Consider the following 16,595-nt stretch of genomic DNA (forward strand, 5'->3'; position numbering starts at 1 on the left):
CACCTCACTCCAACTCCCGCAAACGCCCCTCGATAAACCGCCGCTCCGGCACTTGCTGCGTCAATTCCAGTGCGCGCTCATACGCCGCCCGCGCCTCGTCCACTCGCCCCAACTGCCGACAAAACTCCGCCCGCGCCGAATGCGCCAGGTGGTAATCCAGCAACTCTCCCCGCCCCAGAATCCCGTCAACCAACGTCAGCCCCGCCAACGGTCCATCCCGTCGGGAGATCGCCGCCGCGCGGTTCAACTCGATCACCGGTGACGGCACCGCCGCCAGCAGCACGTCATACAAACCCACAATCTCCTGCCAGTCCGTTTCCGCCGCCGTCGGTGCTTCGGCATGCACCGCCGCGATTGCTGCTTGCAAGCAATACGGCCCGAATCCCCGAGTCGTCAGCGCTCGCTCCACCAGCGCGCAACCTTCGGCAATCATCCCGGCATCCCACAATGAGCGGTCCTGCTCATCCAGCAGGACCAGTTCGCCACTCGCCGAGGTCCGGGCCGGGCGTCGCGACTCATGCAACAGCATCAGCGCCAGCAACCCCATCACCTCCGGTTCAGGCAGCAATTCCATCAACAACCGCCCCAGGCGAATCGCTTCGCGGGTCAGGTCTTCACGGGTCAGTTCGGCGCCGATGGACGCCGAGTAACCTTCGTTGAACACCAGGTAAATCACCCGCAGCACGCTGTCGAGGCGTTCGGGCAATTCGGCCAGGGTCGGCACTTGATAGGGGATTTTCGCGTCACGGATTTTCGCTTTGGCGCGCACGATGCGCTGAGCGATGGTGGCCGGTGCAGAAAGAAAGGCCCGGGCGATTTCTTCGGTGGTCAGGTCGCAGACTTCCCGCAATGTCAGCGGCACTTGCGCGTCTGCCGCCAATGCCGGGTGACAACAGGTGAAGATCAGGCGCAGGCGATCGTCTTCCACGTCTTCGTCACTCCAGTCAGCCTGCTCCAGCGCCTCCAGTTGCGCGATCAACATTGGCCGGGACGCGTTAAACCGCGCCCGCCGACGCAACACATCGATGGCCTTGAAGCGCCCGGTGGACACCAGCCAGGTGCGCGGATTGTCCGGCACACCGTCACGTTGCCAGCGTTCGACCGCGACGAAGAACGCCTCGTGCAAGGCCTCTTCGGCGAGGTCGAAATCGCCCAGCAAGCGGATCAGGGTCGCCAGAATCCGCCGCGAGTCTTCGCGGTAGACCTGCTCAACCCGCGCCGCCACCGACACGCCGGGCATCAGTCCGGCATGCCTTCGGTCACCAGCGTCACCAGCCGATCCAGACTTTGTCCCCAGCCGTCGTGAAACCCCATCGCCTCGTGGGCCTGACGATCTTCTTCGGACCAGTGCATGGCGCGGGCGGTGTACAGCGTTTTGCCGTCCCGGTCTTCGAGGGTCACTTCGGCCGACATGAAGGGTTTTCCCGAAGGAATCCAGCCGGGCAGGAACGCATCGGTGAAGACCAGCCGCTCGGGGGCGACGATCTCCAGAAACACGCCCATGGTCGGGTACTCGGTGCCATCCGGCGCGCGCATCAACGTGCGAAACCGGCCCCCCACCCACAGGTCCATTTCGCACTCGGGGGTGGTCATGCCGTGGGGGCCCCACCACTGGACGAGCAAGGCGGGCTCGGTCCAGGCGCGGAAGACTTTCTGGCGCGGCGCGTCGATCAGGCGGCTGATGGACAACTCGAACTCGGCAGGCTGCTTTTTATAGGGTTGCGGTGACATGGGATCTCCTGCTTGTTTTGATTGTTATTCAGGGATTCAACTGGCGAACAGGACGCACCTCGACACAGCCGACCCGGGCCGCCGGAATGTTGCCGGCGACCTGCAGGGCTTCATTGAGGTCCTTGGCATCGATCAGGTAGAAGCCGGCCAACTGCTCCTTGGTTTCGGCGAACGGGCCGTCAGTGATCGACATCTTGCCGTTACGCATGCGCACGGTGGTCGCGGTCTGCACCGACTCCAGCGCCTCAGCGGCGATCATCCGGCCACTGCCCTGGATCGACTCAGCGTAGGCCATGCACTCGGCGTCCTTGGGACTTTCGGGCAGCGAGTGCAACTCAAGCTCGCTGCTGTAGACCAGGCATAGATATTTCATGTGGCACTCCCTAATCGAACTGATCAACTATGGCTGCTGATGGGCGCTTCGGTGGAAAAACCGACGATCAGGGCTTCAGGTCAAACAACGTCGCGCCGCTCGTCATGTCGAACGGGGCCGACCAGTGTTCGTGGACGATCTGCCACAGCCCCGCTTCTTGTCGGTAGCACGCGGTGACGCGCATCCAGCAGGCCTGGGTTTCACCCTTTTCATTGGTGCCGCCGCAATGGGCCAGCCAGTGGGCGAACGCGATTTCCTGTGAGGGCACAATGTCGATCTCGTGGAACTCGAAGATGCCCGGGCCGGGGCACATTTCCATGCATTCCTGCCAATGCGCGCGGTAGGCGGCTTTACCCTTGAATTGCAGGGCCTTGACCGCATCGAACGAGACGATGTCCTCGGCGTACAAGGCCATGACTTTTTCCACGTCCTTGGCGATGACGGCCTGGCGGTAGTTTTCGATCAGGTTATGAATTTGTGTTTGGGCGTTCATGGTGGTTCTCCGTGGTTTTTGTGGTGAAGACACCCTTAGTCGACTGGCGAAAAGCCAAATCGACAGTCGAAATAAAAATAATCCAAGAACGCAAACTCGCTAGAATCCGAAACACATTTGTGTTGGAAAAAGGATACTCCAGTGACAACCCGACTCGTGCCTTACGAAACCCTGAACCCGCTGCAACGCCAGCAGGTCGAGTCCATCGAAGTGCACAAAGAACAAGTAAAATTCAGCGGCGACATCCACGGTGCGTTGCACACTCTGCTGTCCAAACCCGGCCCCGGCGTCAAAGGATTTGCCTTGCTGGCCGAGGACGTTCCGGTGGCCTTCCTGCTGCTCAAACGCCCACCGGTCCTGCCCGCCTGGGCCAACGAACACAGCGCCACCCTGCACGCACTGCAAGTCGATCGTCGGGCGCAAGGCAAAGGGTATGGCAAGGCCTGCCTGCAAGCGCTGCCCGAGGTTGCGCACCAGGCCTGGCCGGAAATCAAGGGGCTGGAGTTATCGGTGGATGCGGACAACACGGCGGCCATCGCGCTCTATGCAAAATTCGGCTGGGTCGACAGCGGCGAAGCCTACAAGGGCCGGATCGGTTATGAACGGCGCATGGGTCTGATTTTCTGAGGTGGTTATGCTCAACAGCATTGAAGAACTGGAAGCAATCTACGGCCACCCCCACGACCGCGCTGTGCGCAAGCAAATCCCCTTTTTGAACGAGGACTATCAAGCGATGGTCCGCGCCTCGCCACTGGTGATTATCAGCTCGGTCGGTCCCGACGGCATGGACGGCTCGCCACGGGGTGACACGCCGGGTTTCGTGCGGATCATCGATGAGCAGACCCTGGCGATCCCGGATCGGCCGGGCAACAACCGCATCGACACGTTGCGCAATGTGGTGCTCGATTCGCGGGTGTCGCTGCTGTTCATCATTCCGGGGATTGGCGAGACGTTGCGGGTCAACGGTACGGCGCAAATCAGCGCAGAGCCGGCGTTACTGGAAAGCTTTGCGGTGAATGGCAAACCGGCGCGCACGGTGATGCTGGTGACGGTGGACGCGGCGTATTTCCACTGTTCCAAAGCCATCGTACGTTCGGATTTGTGGAATCCCGAGAAGCATCTGGATCGCTCTGCATTGCCGACGGCGGGTGCGTTTCACAAGCGCCTGAATGATGGGCAGTTCGATGCCGAAACGTATGACCGGGAAGCGCCGACTCGGGTGCGCGACAGTCTCTACTGACACAATGACTAACCAATGTGGGAGCGGGCTTGCTCGCGAAAGCGGTGGGTCAGTCAACATTGCTGTCGACTGACACTCCCTCTTCGCGAGCAGCCCGCTCCTACAGGGGATCTTCAGTGGGTTACAACGCCAACACCATCTCATGCCACGCCATGCCGCCATGGTCGGAGGCTGATGGCTTGATGTAGGCAAAGCCGAAACCTGCATACAGCGGAATATGCCGCTCTTTGCACATCAGGTTGATGCTGGTCTTGTTCAACGCACGCATCCGCTCGATGAATTCCCCCATCAGGCGCTTCGCCAAACCCTGCCCCTGGTAATCCGGGTGCACTACTACGGACATGATCACCACGTGAGGCCCCGCCGGGTCGTGGCCAATCAGTTCCTTGAACGCCTCATCCGACATTTCCACCTGAAACGCCGCACCGGAATTGATGAAACCGGCTACAACGCCATCCACCTCGGCCACGATAAACCCCTCGGGCCAGGTGGCGATGCGGGTGGCGATTTTCTCGCGGGTCGCGGCTTCGTCGCCCTCGTAGGCAACGGTTTCGATGGCATAACAGCGGTCCAGGTCAGCTGGGGTGACGTGGCGGATGACGGTGTTCATGGCAGCTCGGAATCAGCGTGGGAAAGGCCGGGGATCATAAATCAGCGTTTGCACAACATCGAGAGGCGAATCGCTGATCCGCCTCTCGATTCGGTCACTGTGCCTTGATCGGCAGCCAGATTTCCAGCACACCGGTGTTGAGCTTCGGGTTGAAGTCTTCGCTGTAACGTTCGAACTCCGGTGCATCCGCCGCCTGACGACCGGACTGCGGCAACCAGGTTTTCCAGATGTATTGAAAGGTCTCGGGCAGTTGATCCAGCGAGCCCTTGTGTTCGAACACCGCGTAATGCTGGGGCTGAACTTCGACCCAACGGTATTTTTCAGGCAGGTCGTCGAGCTTGCTGATTTCAACGCCGGCGATGTATTCGAAACCGCCCTTGCCATCCGGATTGCAGCAAATGCCGTAGGTCACTTCGCTTTTTTGGCCAGGAATTTTGCCTATCTCGGGAATGAATTTCTCCCAGAGATCGGGAATGCCTGCAGTGGTTTGCTGGGTAAATCGTCCGCCAAGCCCTGCAATGAGCAGGAAGTGGCCGTTTTCGAAGCGTGGCTCGGCCAGTTTGACGCCTGTTTGCTCATCCATGACTCGACTCCTGGTACGAAAAAGTGGGTTCGGCTGGGAGTATAGAAGCCAAACCCGATTCGCCCAATTACAGTGCGTGCAACTGTTCGGCGGCGCCAGAGCCGACGAACTCGTTATAGCCCGATAGGATCACGTAGACCGCGAAATAACAGAAGATCGCCGCCGAAGCCATGTAGGAGTACCGCAGCAGTTTGTCGCCCAGCAACTTGCCGCCGTGACTGGCGGCGAAGCACAAGCCCACGCACCAGAGAATCCCGGCGCAGAGGAATCCACCGAGAAACAGCGCCGAACTGAGCGCGCCCCCGCCACCGGAACGGGCGATCAGCGTGCCACCCACCGCTGCGAACCAGAGAATCGCACTGGGCGATGACATGGCCAGGAAGATCCCGCGGAAAAACTCCCGCCGATGGGAGTTGTGCCCTACCTCCGCGGTCTGCGCCAGTACCGCTTCATGGTGGATCGCCGAATAAATCATCTTCGCCGCGAAGTACAGCAACAGCGCCGAGCCGCCGATCCACAGCACCCAGCGCACACTTTCGTATTGCAGCAAAACGGTCATGCCGGCCAGCGCCAGCACCGCGTAAATCAGGTCACCGACACAGGTCCCCAAGCCCAGGGCAAAGCCTTGAAAATAGCCGCGCTGCATGGCCAGGGTGATGATCGCGATATTGGCCACGCCAATATCCAGGCACAGCGAAAGGCTCAGCAGAAAGCCACTGGTAAATTCCATCAACCGATTTCCTTCGGACAAATTTGTTTACATAGACGCTGGACAGTTTGCCACACCAGCCCTTACATTCCGCCACAGGCCACCGCAGTGGCCAGCGTCGCTCGGACGGTTCCGGGCGCTCACGTTATCCGAGGCAACAATGGCTAACCCAGGTTCGCCGCGCCGCTTTGCGCGCATAGATCGACTCCCCCCTTACGTTTTCAACATCACTGCCGAGCTGAAGATGGCCGCCCGTCGTCGTGGCGAAGACATCATCGACTTCAGCATGGGCAACCCCGACGGCCCTACCCCGCCGCACATCGTCGAAAAACTGGTGACCGTCGCCCAGCGCGAAGACACCCACGGTTACTCGACCTCCAAGGGCATTCCGCGTCTGCGCCGGGCGATTTCCAATTGGTACAAGGATCGCTACGAGGTCGATATCGACCCGGAAAGCGAAGCCATTGTCACCATCGGTTCCAAGGAAGGCCTGGCGCATTTGATGCTGGCCACCCTCGACCAGGGCGATACGGTGCTGGTGCCGAACCCGAGCTACCCGATTCACATCTACGGTGCCGTGATTGCCGGTGCCCAGGTGCGTTCGGTGCCGCTGATTCCGGGCGTGGATTTCTTCGCCGAACTGGAAAGTGCCATTCGCGGCTCGATCCCGAAACCGAAAATGATGATCCTCGGTTTCCCGTCCAACCCCACCGCCCAGTGCGTGGAATTGGATTTCTTCGAGCGGGTGATCGCCCTCGCCAAGCAATACGATGTACTGGTGGTGCACGACCTGGCCTACGCCGACATCGTCTACGACGGCTGGAAAGCCCCGTCGATCATGCAAGTACCCGGCGCCAAGGACATTGCGGTGGAGTTTTTCACCCTGTCCAAGAGCTACAACATGGCGGGCTGGCGCATCGGCTTTATGGTCGGTAACGCCGAACTGGTCAACGCCCTGGCGCGAATCAAGAGCTACCACGACTACGGCACGTTCACCCCGCTGCAAGTCGCGGCTATCGCGGCGCTGGAAGGCGATCAACAGTGCGTCAAAGACATTGCCGAGCAATACCGACAGCGGCGCAACGTGCTGGTCAAAGGCCTGCATGAACTGGGCTGGATGGTGGAAAACCCGAAAGCGTCGATGTACGTCTGGGCCAAGATTCCCGAGGCCTATGCGCACCTGGGCTCGCTGGAATTCGCCAAGAAAATGCTCGCCGAGGCCAAGGTTTGCGTCTCGCCGGGCGTCGGCTTCGGGGAGTATGGGGATGATCATGTGCGCTTCGCGCTGATCGAAAACCAGGACCGGATTCGTCAGGCCGTGCGCGGGATTCGCGGGATGTTCCGGGCGGATGGGCTGATCAGCAAAACCAACGCCTGACGCATAACAATGTGGGAGCGGGCTTGCTCGCGAAGAGGGCCTGACATTCAACTGAGATGTTGACTGTCAGACCGCTTTCGCGAGCAAGCCCGCTCCCACATTTGTTTTGCAGTGTTACTTAAACGAACAACGACAACAGCAGAATAAAGCCCAGCGCAACGATGGACAGGATGGTTTCCATCGCGGTCCAAGTCTTGAAGGTTTCGGCCACGGTCATGTTGAAGTACTGCTTCACCAGCCAGAAACCGGCGTCGTTGACGTGCGACAGGATCAACGAACCGGCACCGGTGGCCAACACCAGCAGCTCACGGTTCACACCCGGAATCATCCCCACCACCGGCACCACGATGCCCGCGCCAGTAATGGTCGCCACGGTTGCCGAACCGGTAGCAATTCGGATCACCGCCGCTACCAGCCAGGCCAACAGGATCGGCGAGATTTGTGCGTTGACTGCCATGTGGCCGATCACGTCACCCACACCGCTGGTCACCAGCATCTGCTTGAAGCCACCACCGGCACCAATGATCAGAATGATCGCGGCGGTCGGCGCAAGGCTGGCGTCGAGCAACTTCAGAATCTTGTTGGAACCCATGCCCTGCTTGTGGCCGAAGGTGTACAGCGACAGCAGCAACGCCAGCAACAGCGCCGAGATCGGGTGACCGACCAGGTCCATGAAGGAGCGCGCGAAATTGCCTTCCGGCAGGACCACGTCGGCAAACGTCTTGAGCAACATCAGGAACACCGGCAGCAGCACGGTGATCAGGGTGATGCTGAAGCTCGGCAGTTCGGCGGATTCTGGCTCGCGAGCCAGTTGATCCACCAGCTCCTGGTTAGGATGGCCGGGGATATGTTTGGCAATGAACGTACCGAAAATCGGGCCGGCAATGATGGCCGTCGGCAGCGCAACGATCAGGCCGTACAGAATGGTTTTACCGATATCGGCACCGAACACGCCGATGGCCAGCAACGGACCCGGGTGCGGCGGAACCAGCCCGTGCACGGCCGACAGACCGGCCAGCAGCGGGATACCGATCTTGATGATCGACACGCCGGTACGTCGGGCAACGATGAACACCAGCGGGATCAGCAGCACGAAACCGATTTCGAAGAACAGCGGAATGCCGACCAGGAAGGCCGCGAACATCATCGCCCACTGCACCTTGTCCTTGCCGAACGCGCGGATCAGGGTCTGGGCAATCTGATCCGCCCCGCCCGACTCGGCCATCATTTTGCCGAGCATGGTGCCCAGCGCGAGGATGATCCCGACGAAACCGAGCACGCCACCAAAGCCGTCCTGGAACGCCTTGATGATGGTGCCGAACGGCATGCCGGAAGTCAGCCCGAGAAAAGCTGCGGCGATGATCAGGGCAATGAAAGGGTGGAACTTGAACTTGGTGATCAGGACGATAAGCCCGATCACCGTGACCACTGCATCGAGCAGCAGGAACGTCTCGTGGGACATGCCAAACATTAGGGGTGTCTCCTGGTTGTTGTTGTTATTGAAGCGGGGAATTCAGGGGCCATCAGGACAGCGCTACCTATTCGAGCCCGGCTCATACGGCGCGCTTCAGGCCATGTTCCAGCCACCAGTGGTGCGCTTGAGCGGCCAATTCGTCGACGCTGTGGTTTGATGCATCCAGAGCCAGGGTCAGGGGCTCACCGACAGGCGATTCAAGGGTGGCGAACTGGCTGTCGATCAAAGTCGATGGCATGAAGTGGCCCGGCCGGTGCGACACACGATCGGCGGCAACTTCAGGGGTCAGTTCAAGGAAAACGAAGCCCAGACCCGGCAAGGCGCTGCGCAGACGTTCGCGGTAAATGTGTTTGAGGGCCGAGCAAGTCAGCACCGGGCGCTGGCCCGTGACGTCGACGCGGCGCAATTCGTCGCACAGGCTGTCGAGCCAGCCGGCACGGTCGTCGTCGTTCAGGGGGATACCTGCGCTCATCTTTTCGATATTGGCGGCAGGGTGGAAAGTGTCGCCTTCAATGGCGGTCGCGCCGCTGAGTTGGCACAAGGCCTCGCTGACGCAAGTCTTGCCGCAACCGGCAACGCCCATGATGACCAGGGCGGTGATGGGATGAGTCATGTAACACCTCAGCGCGCAGACAGCGCTACCTTTGCCGGTTATGACACTGGAGCAAAAGCAGAAGTTGCCGACGCCTTCTTGTCATTTTTGTGGGTTGCAGCATGTTCGTTCTCGACGCCGAAAAGCGAGGATCAGGCAACCCCCGCTCATGCATTTGCAGCTGCATCGAGACAGCGCTACCTTAGTGCCTCGAATTTTGTTTGGCAAGCCGTCCGATGATCTCCCCTAAAAACGATAAAAATCCGCGCACCACTGGCCGCCCCACCCTGAACGAAGTCGCACGCCTGGCCGGTGTCAGCCCGATCACCGCCTCCCGCGCCCTTCGCGGCGTTAGCACGGTGGCCACCGAACTGGTGGAAAAAGTCCAGAAAGCGGCCCTTGAGCTCAACTACGTGGTCAACCCTGCTGCCCGCGCGTTAGCCTCGGCCCAGAGCCATTCAGTGGTGGTTTTGGTGCCGTCGCTGTCCAACTTGTTGTTCATCGACACCCTGGAAGCCATTCATCAGGTTTTACGCCCCAAGGGCTTCGAAGTGCTGATCGGCAACTTCCATTATTCCCGTGACGAAGAAGAAAACCTGCTGCGCAACTACATGGCCTATCAGCCTCGTGGTTTGCTGCTGACCGGTTTCGACCGCACTGAAAGTTCGCGGCGGATGATCGAGGCGAGCAACATTCCTTGCGTGTACATGATGGAACTGGACAGCGCGGCGGGCCTGAATTGCGTCGGCTTTTCGCAACTCGCCGCCGGCGAGACGGCGGCCGAACATTTGTTGTCCCGTGGTCGCAAGCACTTGGCTTACATCGGCGCGCAACTCGATCAGCGCACGTTGCTGCGCGGTGAAGGTTTCCGTCGCGCCCTGCAAAAGGCCGGCTTGTATAACCCGGATCTGGAAGTGCTGACCCCGCGCCCCTCCTCCGTCGGCCTGGGGGGTGAGCTGTTCCTGCAATTGATGGCCAGCCATCCCCAGGTGGATGCGATCTTCTTCGGCAACGACGACCTGGCCCAGGGCGCCTTGCTCGAAGCCATGCGTTTCGGGATCAAAATCCCCGAACAGGTAGCGATCCTCGGCTTCAACGACCTCCCGGCGTCGGCCCACATGGTTCCGCGCCTGAGCAGCATCAGCACCCCGCGCGAGGCCATCGGCCGTCGCTCGGCGGAGTTGATGCTGACATTGCTGGCGGGTAATTCGGTGGCTAAACCGGTGCAGGACATGGGGTTTGAATTGAAGGTGCGGGAGAGTACCTGACAGCACTTTTCCATCGATAAAAGTTGTTGCCTGTCAGGGCGCATTCGCGAGCAAGCCCGCTCCCACATTTGGACCGCATCCGTCTCCACACCTCGGTCAACTGTGGGTGCGGGCTTGCTCGCGAAGCACGATGACACGGTCAACCTGACCAAACACCCAGCCCAGCAGACTTGATGTCCCCCGTTGGCAGGCACACTATTAAATTCCCGAAGCCGATCCGCTAACGGAGTAGCCCCTCATGGAACATGCACTGAAGATTCTGGGTAAAGCCTCGTCGATCAACGTCAGAAAGGTCCTGTGGACCTGTGAGGAACTGGGTGTTGCCTACGAACGTGAGGACTGGGGCGGCGGTTATGCGTCGACCCACACGCCGGAGTTCCTCAGGCTCAATCCCAACGCACTGGTGCCCGTGATCATCGATGAGGCCGGTGTGCTGTGGGAATCCAACACCATCTGCCGCTATCTGGCCGGCAAACACCAAAACACTGATCTGCTACCCCACGAGCCGGCGGCGCGCGCTCGGGTGGAGCAGTGGATGGATTGGCAAGCCACCGAACTCAATGCGTCCTGGAGCTACGCGTTCACGGCGCTGGTCCGCAAGGACCCGGAATTCCAGGACCCGCATCACATTGCCGCTGGCATACGGGGCTGGAATCAGAAGATGGGCATCCTCGAACATCAGCTTGTGACCACTAAGGCTTATGTCGCCGGACCACGGTTCACGCTGGCCGACATCGTGATCGGGCTGGCGGTCAATCGCTGGCTGATGACGCCAATGGATCGGCCTGATTACCCGGCTATCGACGAGTACTTCCAGCGGTTGGCACAACGTCCGGGATTCCTGAAACACGGCTGCAACGGCCTGCCTTGATGGTTGCATCGCTGCGGCCGAGCTCTGCCGACGAACGGCAATAATTGACCGCTGCCGGGCCAGGAATCGAGGATCGATAAACTATAACTGTATGAAAATATTGATATTTTTGTATTAGGCATACTATTTGCTGAAAGCACTGCACCGCAAACACCTACAAGGTCTACTCATCATGTTGGTCAGTGCTAATACACAAACGTTAATGACACCGCTCCCCAAGAAGCCCGGCGAAGATCCGACCGCCGAAGCCGCCGCCGGCCTTCAGGGCGCAATGCTGCAAACCCTGCAAAACAACGTTCAGGCGCAAACCGCGCAGGCCAGCGCGCAGGTCCAGGCGTCCGCCACCAAAATCGCCACGCAGCAAGTCAGTGAGGCGAGCAAAATCAGCGACAACGTTGATGAAGCATTCGCGAAAACCCGCGTGGGATTGCAGGCGTCTACCGAACCGCTACCGACCACTATTCCTACAACACCTACGGAAGAATTCCAGGAATACATGAAGAAATCCCCGGAAGAGCGCATGCGTGACGCCATTCTGGAAGAGATGGGGCTGACGCAAGAAGAAGTAGACAAGATGCCGCCGGCAGAGCAACAAGCGGTCTATAAAGAGATTGCCGAGCGCATGCAAGACAAGATAAAGCTGGCGCAAGCCGAGAAAGAAAACAGCGGCAGCGAAAAAAGCAGCGGCCAGGTCGACAAGTTACTCGCCTCACTGTAACGGCGAGGTCATCAATAAAAAGGGTCCCTTCACGGGACCCTTTTTCATTCTGTTCGGCAATCCCGCAAAAACATCAGGAAAATCTACAAACTCGCACTCACCTTGGTCGCCACCTCCCCCGGCACCCAAACTTTCCACACCTGCGGTTGATCCCGCAAAAACGCCTCGGCAACTTCTCGCGGCTTCTGCCGTTTTTCACTCATCTGCCCCAGCGTCTGGTTCAGCAGATCGATCGGCAAGTCGACCTTTTCAAAGAACGCCACCAGATCCGGATACTGCGCCTTGAACGGCGCCGACACGCCGATGGCCAAACTCGCCGGCATCGAACGGGTGCCCTTAGGGTTTGGGTTGTTGGCGTCGGCCAGGGTCTTCCAGGCCTCGGCGTCGAACGGCGGTTCGTCCAGTTTCACCAGTTTGAAGCGACCCAACAACGGCGTCGGTGACCAGTAATAGAACAGCACCGGTTTGCCACGACGGATCGACGACGCCACTTCGGCATCCAATGCCGCGCCGGAGCCGGTGCGGAAGTTCACATAGCTGGCGGTCAGGTCATAGGCCTTCAGTTTCTGGCTGTTGACGATCTCCGAAGTCCAGCCGGTCGGGCTGTTGAGGAAGCGCCCGCGGCTCGGGTCTTCCGGGTCGCGGAACACGTCCTTGTAGCGGGCCAGGTCGGCGACGGATTTCAGTTCCGGCGCCAGTGGTTTGATGCCGCGTTCCGGGTCGCCCTTGATCACGTACTCCGGCACCCACCAACCTTCGGTGGCGCCTTTGACCGTGTCGCCCAGGCCGAACACTTTGCCTTCCGATTCCGCTTTGACCCAGGCCGGACTGCGCCCGGCCCACTCTTCGCCGATCACTTGAATATCGTTCTTGGCCAGTGCTGCTTCGAGGCTGACGGTGCTGCCCGGCAAAGTATCGGTCGGGTAGCCGTAACCCTTCTCGACGATCAATCGCAGGATCTCGGTGATCAGGCTGCCGCTTTCCCACGTGATGTCGCCGAAGTGAATGGGCGCGATTTTTTCCGCCGCGGGAACGTGGGTAGCCACAAGGCTCAGGGCCAGCAGCGAACTGCCGAGCAGGGTTTTGATCGATCTCATGCGGACCTCTGGGTCAAGGATGTTCGGTTCAAGGGTTCATTGGCGCTGTGCCGGGCGCACAAGGCCTGGGAGCGGGTCATGTAGACGCTGACCGAACGCTGGGAAATGCCCAGTTCGGCGGCGATTTGCGGGTAGGTCAGACCATCGATTCGCGATAGCAGGAAGGTCGCCCTGACCTTGCCCGGCAAGCGCTCAAGCGTGCGGTCGAGGCCATGCAACGTTTGGGTCAGGTGCACCAGTTCCTCGGGCGACGGCGCTTGATGTTGATTGACATGTTGCAACTGTTCGAGGTGCTGGCGTTCCAGATCGCGGCGGCGCCAGAGCTGATAGATCAACCGGTGGGCAATGGTGGTCAGCAAGGCGCGAGGTTCGCGGATTGGCGTCAGCCCCGGCGATTCGAGCAGCTGCACGAAGGTTTCGGCGGCGATGTCTTCGATGCTGGAACTGGCCCCCAGATCCCGGCGCAACCGTGCGCACAGCCAGGGGTAATGGGCGCGGAACAAGCCGCCCACGTCGTTGCGTTGGGAAAGGTCGGTGCCGGACATAGAGGCTCCAAGGGTTAGGGGTCGCTGAATGTCCGGTGGTCCGGTGACGCGATCCTAGCAAGGAGTCTTATTCATTAATAATATTTAAAACGAATTTTTATATTCCATAAATGAATTATCCATAATTCTGTGGGAGCGTGGCTTGCCCGCGAAAAATGGCACTATCGACACACATCTCAATCGTCACCGCAATCGCCCGTACCCCAAAGCCTCCGCCTCTTGCTGATAACCCAGAACAATCTGATAGTCGCTTTCACTAGCCGGCAACACCTCTCGCAGACCAAGGATCTCAGCGACATCAGGCAACGCCCGCAACGTCTCATTCATCACCCGCCGAAGATCTCCAGCCTGTTCATCGGTGGCGCTGGTGACGGTGATGTACGGCAAGGTCGGGCTGAACGCACTGCGAACGATGACCCGCAGGCCGGCGACTTCTGCTTCGGCATGCCGTGCTAGATAAGCGAAGGTCACGCTGTCGATGGCTGCCAGGTCGGCTTTGTCTTCACGCAGCCAGCGCAGGCTTTCGCGGTGGCTGCCGCTGATGCCTACACTGGCAAAGAACTGCCCATCTCGATGCAGCGGCGCCAATCGGTGACGCAACAGGTTCATACCGCTGTTGGAGTCCTCACCATTGATCACACCGCGGCTGTCGCGAAAGGCAGACAGGGTGCGCCGTGGATCATCGGCGCGACTCAGCAACAGGCTGCAATGGTTGCCGCCGCTGCTGTCGGGAAGCTCATACCGAGGGCGACCGACAACCCGGACCTGGCCGCGCAATGCGGTCATCAGCGGATAGCCGCAGGTTTGGGTCAGCAGCAGTTGCGGGGATAGCCACAGGTCCATCAGCGACAGCCCGTCGGCGTTGTGGCGGGTGGCATCGAGGCGTTCGAGGATGCGTGTGAGCCAGCGCTCGTTGGCCTGGCGAATTGGTTCGGGGGCGACGTACATCAGTAATTCAGCGATGTGTTGTGTCATCAAAATCTTCCGGGCAACGAAATTCAAATGTGGGAGCGGGCTTGCTCGCGAAGAGGGTGTGTCAGTCGACATTAATGTTGACTGACACTACGCCTTCGCGAGCAAGCCCGCTCCCACAGGGGAATGCGTTCGCAATCAGTGAAAGGGATGTCGTGGGCTGTCGATGGCTTTTACTCCGTTCTCGCGCCACAGCTGCCCATAACCCTGCACCAGAAACCCGCCGCTGCGCGCCAGCCATTGCTCGCGGCGCGCGCGGTAAGCGCGTGGCAAGTCGTACCAGGGCAGCCCCGGCAGGTCGTGATGCACCAGGTGCAAGTTGAGGTTCAGGAACAGCCAGCGCCAGGGCCAGGCGGCTTCATTGATCACCGTGCGTTGCTCCGGTTGCATGTGCGGACGGTGTTCATAGTAGGAGCGAATCATGGCAACCGACAGCGCAGGTACACTGATCAGCAACAAGTAATGCCATATCGGCAACGCGCTGTAGCGAGCGATGAACAGCAACATCAGCAGGGTCAGCGTGCCGTGGGTCAACCACATCAACCAGGCCTGCCGCGACCCCGCACGCAAGCGTTGCAACTCTTCACGGGCCAGCGCCAGCAAGGCCAGCGGCGCACCGAGGGCGAAACGGCCGAGCACGGTTTTATTCAGCCAGTGCACGCTCTGTTCGAACAGCGAACTGCCCTGCCATTGCTCGGCGCTCAGGTAACGGCTTTCCGGATCGATGCCGGGGAGCGTCAGGTCTTCGTCGCGGTGATGCAGCAAATGGCTGTCGCGATACAGGGTGTAGGGATACCAGACAGCGAACGGCGCATAGCCGAGGATTTTGTTCAGCGTCGGCCAGCGAGTGGGATGACCGTGAAGCAATTCGTGCTGCACCGACAACCAGAGCACCACCAGCGGAATCAGCAACAGCGTGCTCCACCACAGGCCTAACCGATGGCTGGCCAGGACAATGCCGAACCAGCCGACGTACACGCCAATCAACAGCAACCAGGTCGGCCACTCGGTTCGGGCAGTCAGGCGTTGGCGCAGGGTTTCGATTTCTTCACGGTGGGCGCTATCGAAGTAATGAGGCATGGCGTTGCTCAGATCGGGGACCAGTCCCCTTCTGTGCAATGGCGCAGGGTTTTCTTGCAGATTATTTGGCTATTTCGTTAGACGAACAGCAGGAGCCCGAGGACCGGGCTCCCTTGTCGCGGGATCAATGACCGAACACATCCACCTTCTTGGCCTTCTTGTCCGCGCGCTTTTCATCGGCGGTTTTCGCCGGTTTCTTCTTTGCCGCTTTTTTTGAATCCATGCCTTTGGCCATGATACGTACTCCACTCATACGGGATGTGAGATCAGGTATACACCTATCCCCGCGCCCGCGTTCTTTTATAATCGACCGCTTTGCACACCGACAGTCGAAGACCATGCCCAACACCCAATACACCTTGCTCGCCGAGCCGTTATGGCCCTTGATGAACAAGTTTTATCGCGCTCACCAATCCTCGATGAAAGCGGTCCGCGACGCTCAACTCTGGGTCGCCCGGCGCGACGAGATCATTGGCGCGCTGTGTTTGCGGCCGGTGGCGGACGGGCATTGGTTGACGGGTCTGTTTGTCGATCCGGCGTGTCGTGAACAGGGGATCGCTGCGGCGTTGATCGCTCAGGCCACCAAAGGCCTCGACGGGCCGGTCTGGCTGTTTTGTCATCCGGACTTGCGCGGTTTTTATGAGCGTCGCGGGTTTACGTTCGACCCACCGCTGCCCTACTCGATGGCCGAACGCCTGAGCCGTTATGCCCGCAGCAAACCGATGATCGCCATGGGCCTGGAAACGGCCAATTAACGAAAGCCTTATGAAGACCAGATGTGGGAGCGGGCTTGCTCGCGAAAGCGGAGTGTCAGTCAACATCAATGTTGACTGACATATCCCCTTCGCGAGCAAGCCCGCT

The 16,595-nt window shown here is 59.7% G+C and carries 20 protein-coding genes; 7 read left to right on the forward strand and 13 right to left on the reverse strand.

The genetic code is table 11. The features are described from left to right. Positions 1-4 precede the first annotated feature (4 nt). From ACA055_RS23075 to ACA055_RS23090, 4 genes are all read right to left on the reverse strand, one after another. Positions 5-1,240 carry an RNA polymerase sigma factor gene (locus tag ACA055_RS23075; RefSeq protein WP_497680738.1) on the reverse strand — a complete coding sequence of 412 codons (1,236 nt, stop codon included), beginning with the start codon at positions 1,238-1,240 and terminating at the stop codon, positions 5-7. Then, complete coding sequence (locus ACA055_RS23080) at positions 1,240-1,731, reverse strand: SRPBCC family protein (RefSeq protein WP_497680739.1); 492 nt, start codon at positions 1,729-1,731, stop codon at positions 1,240-1,242. Before ACA055_RS23080 ends, ACA055_RS23075 begins: the two co-directional genes overlap by 1 nt. A 28-nt stretch (positions 1,732-1,759) precedes the next feature. Beyond that, a complete protein-coding gene (locus tag ACA055_RS23085; RefSeq protein ID WP_497680740.1) occupies positions 1,760-2,104 on the reverse strand; it encodes a YciI family protein in 345 nt (114 codons plus the stop codon). Positions 2,105-2,171: 67 nt separating this feature from the next. After that, complete coding sequence (locus tag ACA055_RS23090; RefSeq protein ID WP_497680741.1) at positions 2,172-2,597, reverse strand: YybH family protein; 426 nt, start codon at positions 2,595-2,597, stop codon at positions 2,172-2,174. A gap of 141 nt (positions 2,598-2,738) precedes the next feature. On the opposite strand from ACA055_RS23090, the gene ACA055_RS23095 reads away from it, so the two are divergent. Both ACA055_RS23095 and ACA055_RS23100 read left to right on the forward strand, forming a co-directional pair. Further along, positions 2,739-3,224: a GNAT family N-acetyltransferase gene (locus ACA055_RS23095; RefSeq protein WP_497680742.1), complete on the forward strand. Its 486-nt coding sequence runs from the start codon at positions 2,739-2,741 to the stop codon at positions 3,222-3,224. Positions 3,225-3,231: 7 nt separating this feature from the next. Beyond that, positions 3,232-3,837: a pyridoxamine 5'-phosphate oxidase family protein gene (locus tag ACA055_RS23100; protein ID WP_497680743.1), complete on the forward strand. Its 606-nt coding sequence runs from the start codon at positions 3,232-3,234 to the stop codon at positions 3,835-3,837. A gap of 121 nt (positions 3,838-3,958) precedes the next feature. Here ACA055_RS23100 and ACA055_RS23105 read toward each other — a convergent pair whose 3' ends face one another. From ACA055_RS23105 to ACA055_RS23115, 3 genes are all read right to left on the reverse strand, one after another. Beyond that, positions 3,959-4,447, reverse strand: a complete 489-nt coding sequence (locus ACA055_RS23105) for a GNAT family N-acetyltransferase (RefSeq protein ID WP_497680744.1) — start codon at positions 4,445-4,447, stop codon at positions 3,959-3,961. Between the two features lie 94 nt (positions 4,448-4,541). Continuing rightward, positions 4,542-5,030, reverse strand: coding sequence for a GyrI-like domain-containing protein (locus ACA055_RS23110; RefSeq protein WP_497680745.1), 489 nt, complete (start codon positions 5,028-5,030; stop codon positions 4,542-4,544). Between the two features lie 67 nt (positions 5,031-5,097). Then, positions 5,098-5,760 carry a LysE family translocator gene (locus ACA055_RS23115; RefSeq protein ID WP_497680746.1) on the reverse strand — a complete coding sequence of 221 codons (663 nt, stop codon included), beginning with the start codon at positions 5,758-5,760 and terminating at the stop codon, positions 5,098-5,100. A 139-nt stretch (positions 5,761-5,899) separates the two neighbouring features. Between ACA055_RS23115 and alaC the strand changes: the two genes are divergently transcribed. Then, complete coding sequence (alaC, locus tag ACA055_RS23120) at positions 5,900-7,117, forward strand: alanine transaminase (RefSeq protein WP_497680747.1); 1,218 nt, start codon at positions 5,900-5,902, stop codon at positions 7,115-7,117. 118 nt (positions 7,118-7,235) lie between these two features. Here alaC and ACA055_RS23125 read toward each other — a convergent pair whose 3' ends face one another. Together ACA055_RS23125 and ACA055_RS23130 are read right to left on the reverse strand one after the other, a co-directional pair. Next, positions 7,236-8,588 (reverse strand): GntP family permease, encoded by a 1,353-nt coding sequence (locus ACA055_RS23125; RefSeq protein WP_497680748.1) that lies wholly within the window; start codon positions 8,586-8,588, stop codon positions 7,236-7,238. Between the two features lie 82 nt (positions 8,589-8,670). Next, on the reverse strand, positions 8,671-9,204 hold the full coding sequence (locus ACA055_RS23130; protein ID WP_497680749.1) for a gluconokinase: 534 nt from the start codon (positions 9,202-9,204) through the stop codon (positions 8,671-8,673). 215 nt (positions 9,205-9,419) lie between these two features. On the opposite strand from ACA055_RS23130, the gene gntR reads away from it, so the two are divergent. From gntR to ACA055_RS23145, 3 genes are all read left to right on the forward strand, one after another. Continuing rightward, positions 9,420-10,451: an HTH-type transcriptional regulator GntR gene (gene gntR, locus ACA055_RS23135; protein ID WP_497680750.1), complete on the forward strand. Its 1,032-nt coding sequence runs from the start codon at positions 9,420-9,422 to the stop codon at positions 10,449-10,451. Positions 10,452-10,689: 238 nt separating this feature from the next. Continuing rightward, a complete protein-coding gene (locus ACA055_RS23140; RefSeq protein WP_497680751.1) occupies positions 10,690-11,322 on the forward strand; it encodes a glutathione S-transferase family protein in 633 nt (210 codons plus the stop codon). 172 nt (positions 11,323-11,494) lie between these two features. Continuing rightward, a complete protein-coding gene (locus ACA055_RS23145; protein ID WP_497680752.1) occupies positions 11,495-12,040 on the forward strand; it encodes a hypothetical protein in 546 nt (181 codons plus the stop codon). A gap of 83 nt (positions 12,041-12,123) precedes the next feature. Here the strand turns inward: ACA055_RS23145 and ACA055_RS23150 are convergent, their stop codons facing one another. The 4 genes from ACA055_RS23150 to ACA055_RS23165 form a co-directional block, all read right to left on the reverse strand. After that, the gene (locus ACA055_RS23150; protein WP_497680753.1) at positions 12,124-13,137 is read right to left on the reverse strand and encodes an ABC transporter substrate-binding protein; all 1,014 of its coding nucleotides are present in this window, start codon (positions 13,135-13,137) and stop codon (positions 12,124-12,126) included. After that, positions 13,134-13,682: a sigma-70 family RNA polymerase sigma factor gene (locus ACA055_RS23155; protein ID WP_497680754.1), complete on the reverse strand. Its 549-nt coding sequence runs from the start codon at positions 13,680-13,682 to the stop codon at positions 13,134-13,136. The genes ACA055_RS23150 and ACA055_RS23155 overlap by 4 nt, the downstream gene beginning before the upstream one ends. A gap of 183 nt (positions 13,683-13,865) precedes the next feature. Then, on the reverse strand, positions 13,866-14,657 hold the full coding sequence (locus tag ACA055_RS23160) for a phosphate/phosphite/phosphonate ABC transporter substrate-binding protein (RefSeq protein WP_497680755.1): 792 nt from the start codon (positions 14,655-14,657) through the stop codon (positions 13,866-13,868). Between the two features lie 135 nt (positions 14,658-14,792). Further along, entirely contained in the window at positions 14,793-15,734 is a 942-nt protein-coding gene (locus tag ACA055_RS23165; protein WP_497680756.1) for a fatty acid desaturase, read from the reverse strand. A gap of 338 nt (positions 15,735-16,072) precedes the next feature. On the opposite strand from ACA055_RS23165, the gene ACA055_RS23170 reads away from it, so the two are divergent. Next, on the forward strand, positions 16,073-16,489 hold the full coding sequence (locus tag ACA055_RS23170) for a GNAT family N-acetyltransferase (protein ID WP_497680757.1): 417 nt from the start codon (positions 16,073-16,075) through the stop codon (positions 16,487-16,489). Positions 16,490-16,595: the final 106 nt, after the last annotated feature.

This window comes from Pseudomonas sp. LBUM1657 (assembly GCF_059716075.1).

Coding starts and splice junctions, on each gene's coding strand:
- ACA055_RS23075 (WP_497680738.1), bottom strand. CDS start 1,240: ATGCCCGGCGTGTCGGTGGCGGCGCGGGTTGAGCAGGTCTACCGCGAA.
- ACA055_RS23080 (WP_497680739.1), bottom strand. CDS start 1,731: ATGTCACCGCAACCCTATAAAAAGCAGCCTGCCGAGTTCGAGTTGTCC.
- ACA055_RS23085 (WP_497680740.1), bottom strand. CDS start 2,104: ATGAAATATCTATGCCTGGTCTACAGCAGCGAGCTTGAGTTGCACTCG.
- ACA055_RS23090 (WP_497680741.1), bottom strand. CDS start 2,597: ATGAACGCCCAAACACAAATTCATAACCTGATCGAAAACTACCGCCAG.
- ACA055_RS23100 (WP_497680743.1), top strand. CDS start 3,232: ATGCTCAACAGCATTGAAGAACTGGAAGCAATCTACGGCCACCCCCAC.
- ACA055_RS23105 (WP_497680744.1), bottom strand. CDS start 4,447: ATGAACACCGTCATCCGCCACGTCACCCCAGCTGACCTGGACCGCTGT.
- ACA055_RS23110 (WP_497680745.1), bottom strand. CDS start 5,030: ATGGATGAGCAAACAGGCGTCAAACTGGCCGAGCCACGCTTCGAAAAC.
- ACA055_RS23115 (WP_497680746.1), bottom strand. CDS start 5,760: ATGGAATTTACCAGTGGCTTTCTGCTGAGCCTTTCGCTGTGCCTGGAT.
- alaC (WP_497680747.1), top strand. CDS start 5,900: ATGGCTAACCCAGGTTCGCCGCGCCGCTTTGCGCGCATAGATCGACTC.
- ACA055_RS23125 (WP_497680748.1), bottom strand. CDS start 8,588: ATGTTTGGCATGTCCCACGAGACGTTCCTGCTGCTCGATGCAGTGGTC.
- ACA055_RS23130 (WP_497680749.1), bottom strand. CDS start 9,204: ATGACTCATCCCATCACCGCCCTGGTCATCATGGGCGTTGCCGGTTGC.
- gntR (WP_497680750.1), top strand. CDS start 9,420: ATGATCTCCCCTAAAAACGATAAAAATCCGCGCACCACTGGCCGCCCC.
- ACA055_RS23140 (WP_497680751.1), top strand. CDS start 10,690: ATGGAACATGCACTGAAGATTCTGGGTAAAGCCTCGTCGATCAACGTC.
- ACA055_RS23145 (WP_497680752.1), top strand. CDS start 11,495: ATGTTGGTCAGTGCTAATACACAAACGTTAATGACACCGCTCCCCAAG.
- ACA055_RS23150 (WP_497680753.1), bottom strand. CDS start 13,137: ATGAGATCGATCAAAACCCTGCTCGGCAGTTCGCTGCTGGCCCTGAGC.
- ACA055_RS23155 (WP_497680754.1), bottom strand. CDS start 13,682: ATGTCCGGCACCGACCTTTCCCAACGCAACGACGTGGGCGGCTTGTTC.
- ACA055_RS23160 (WP_497680755.1), bottom strand. CDS start 14,657: ATGACACAACACATCGCTGAATTACTGATGTACGTCGCCCCCGAACCA.
- ACA055_RS23165 (WP_497680756.1), bottom strand. CDS start 15,734: ATGCCTCATTACTTCGATAGCGCCCACCGTGAAGAAATCGAAACCCTG.
- ACA055_RS23170 (WP_497680757.1), top strand. CDS start 16,073: ATGCCCAACACCCAATACACCTTGCTCGCCGAGCCGTTATGGCCCTTG.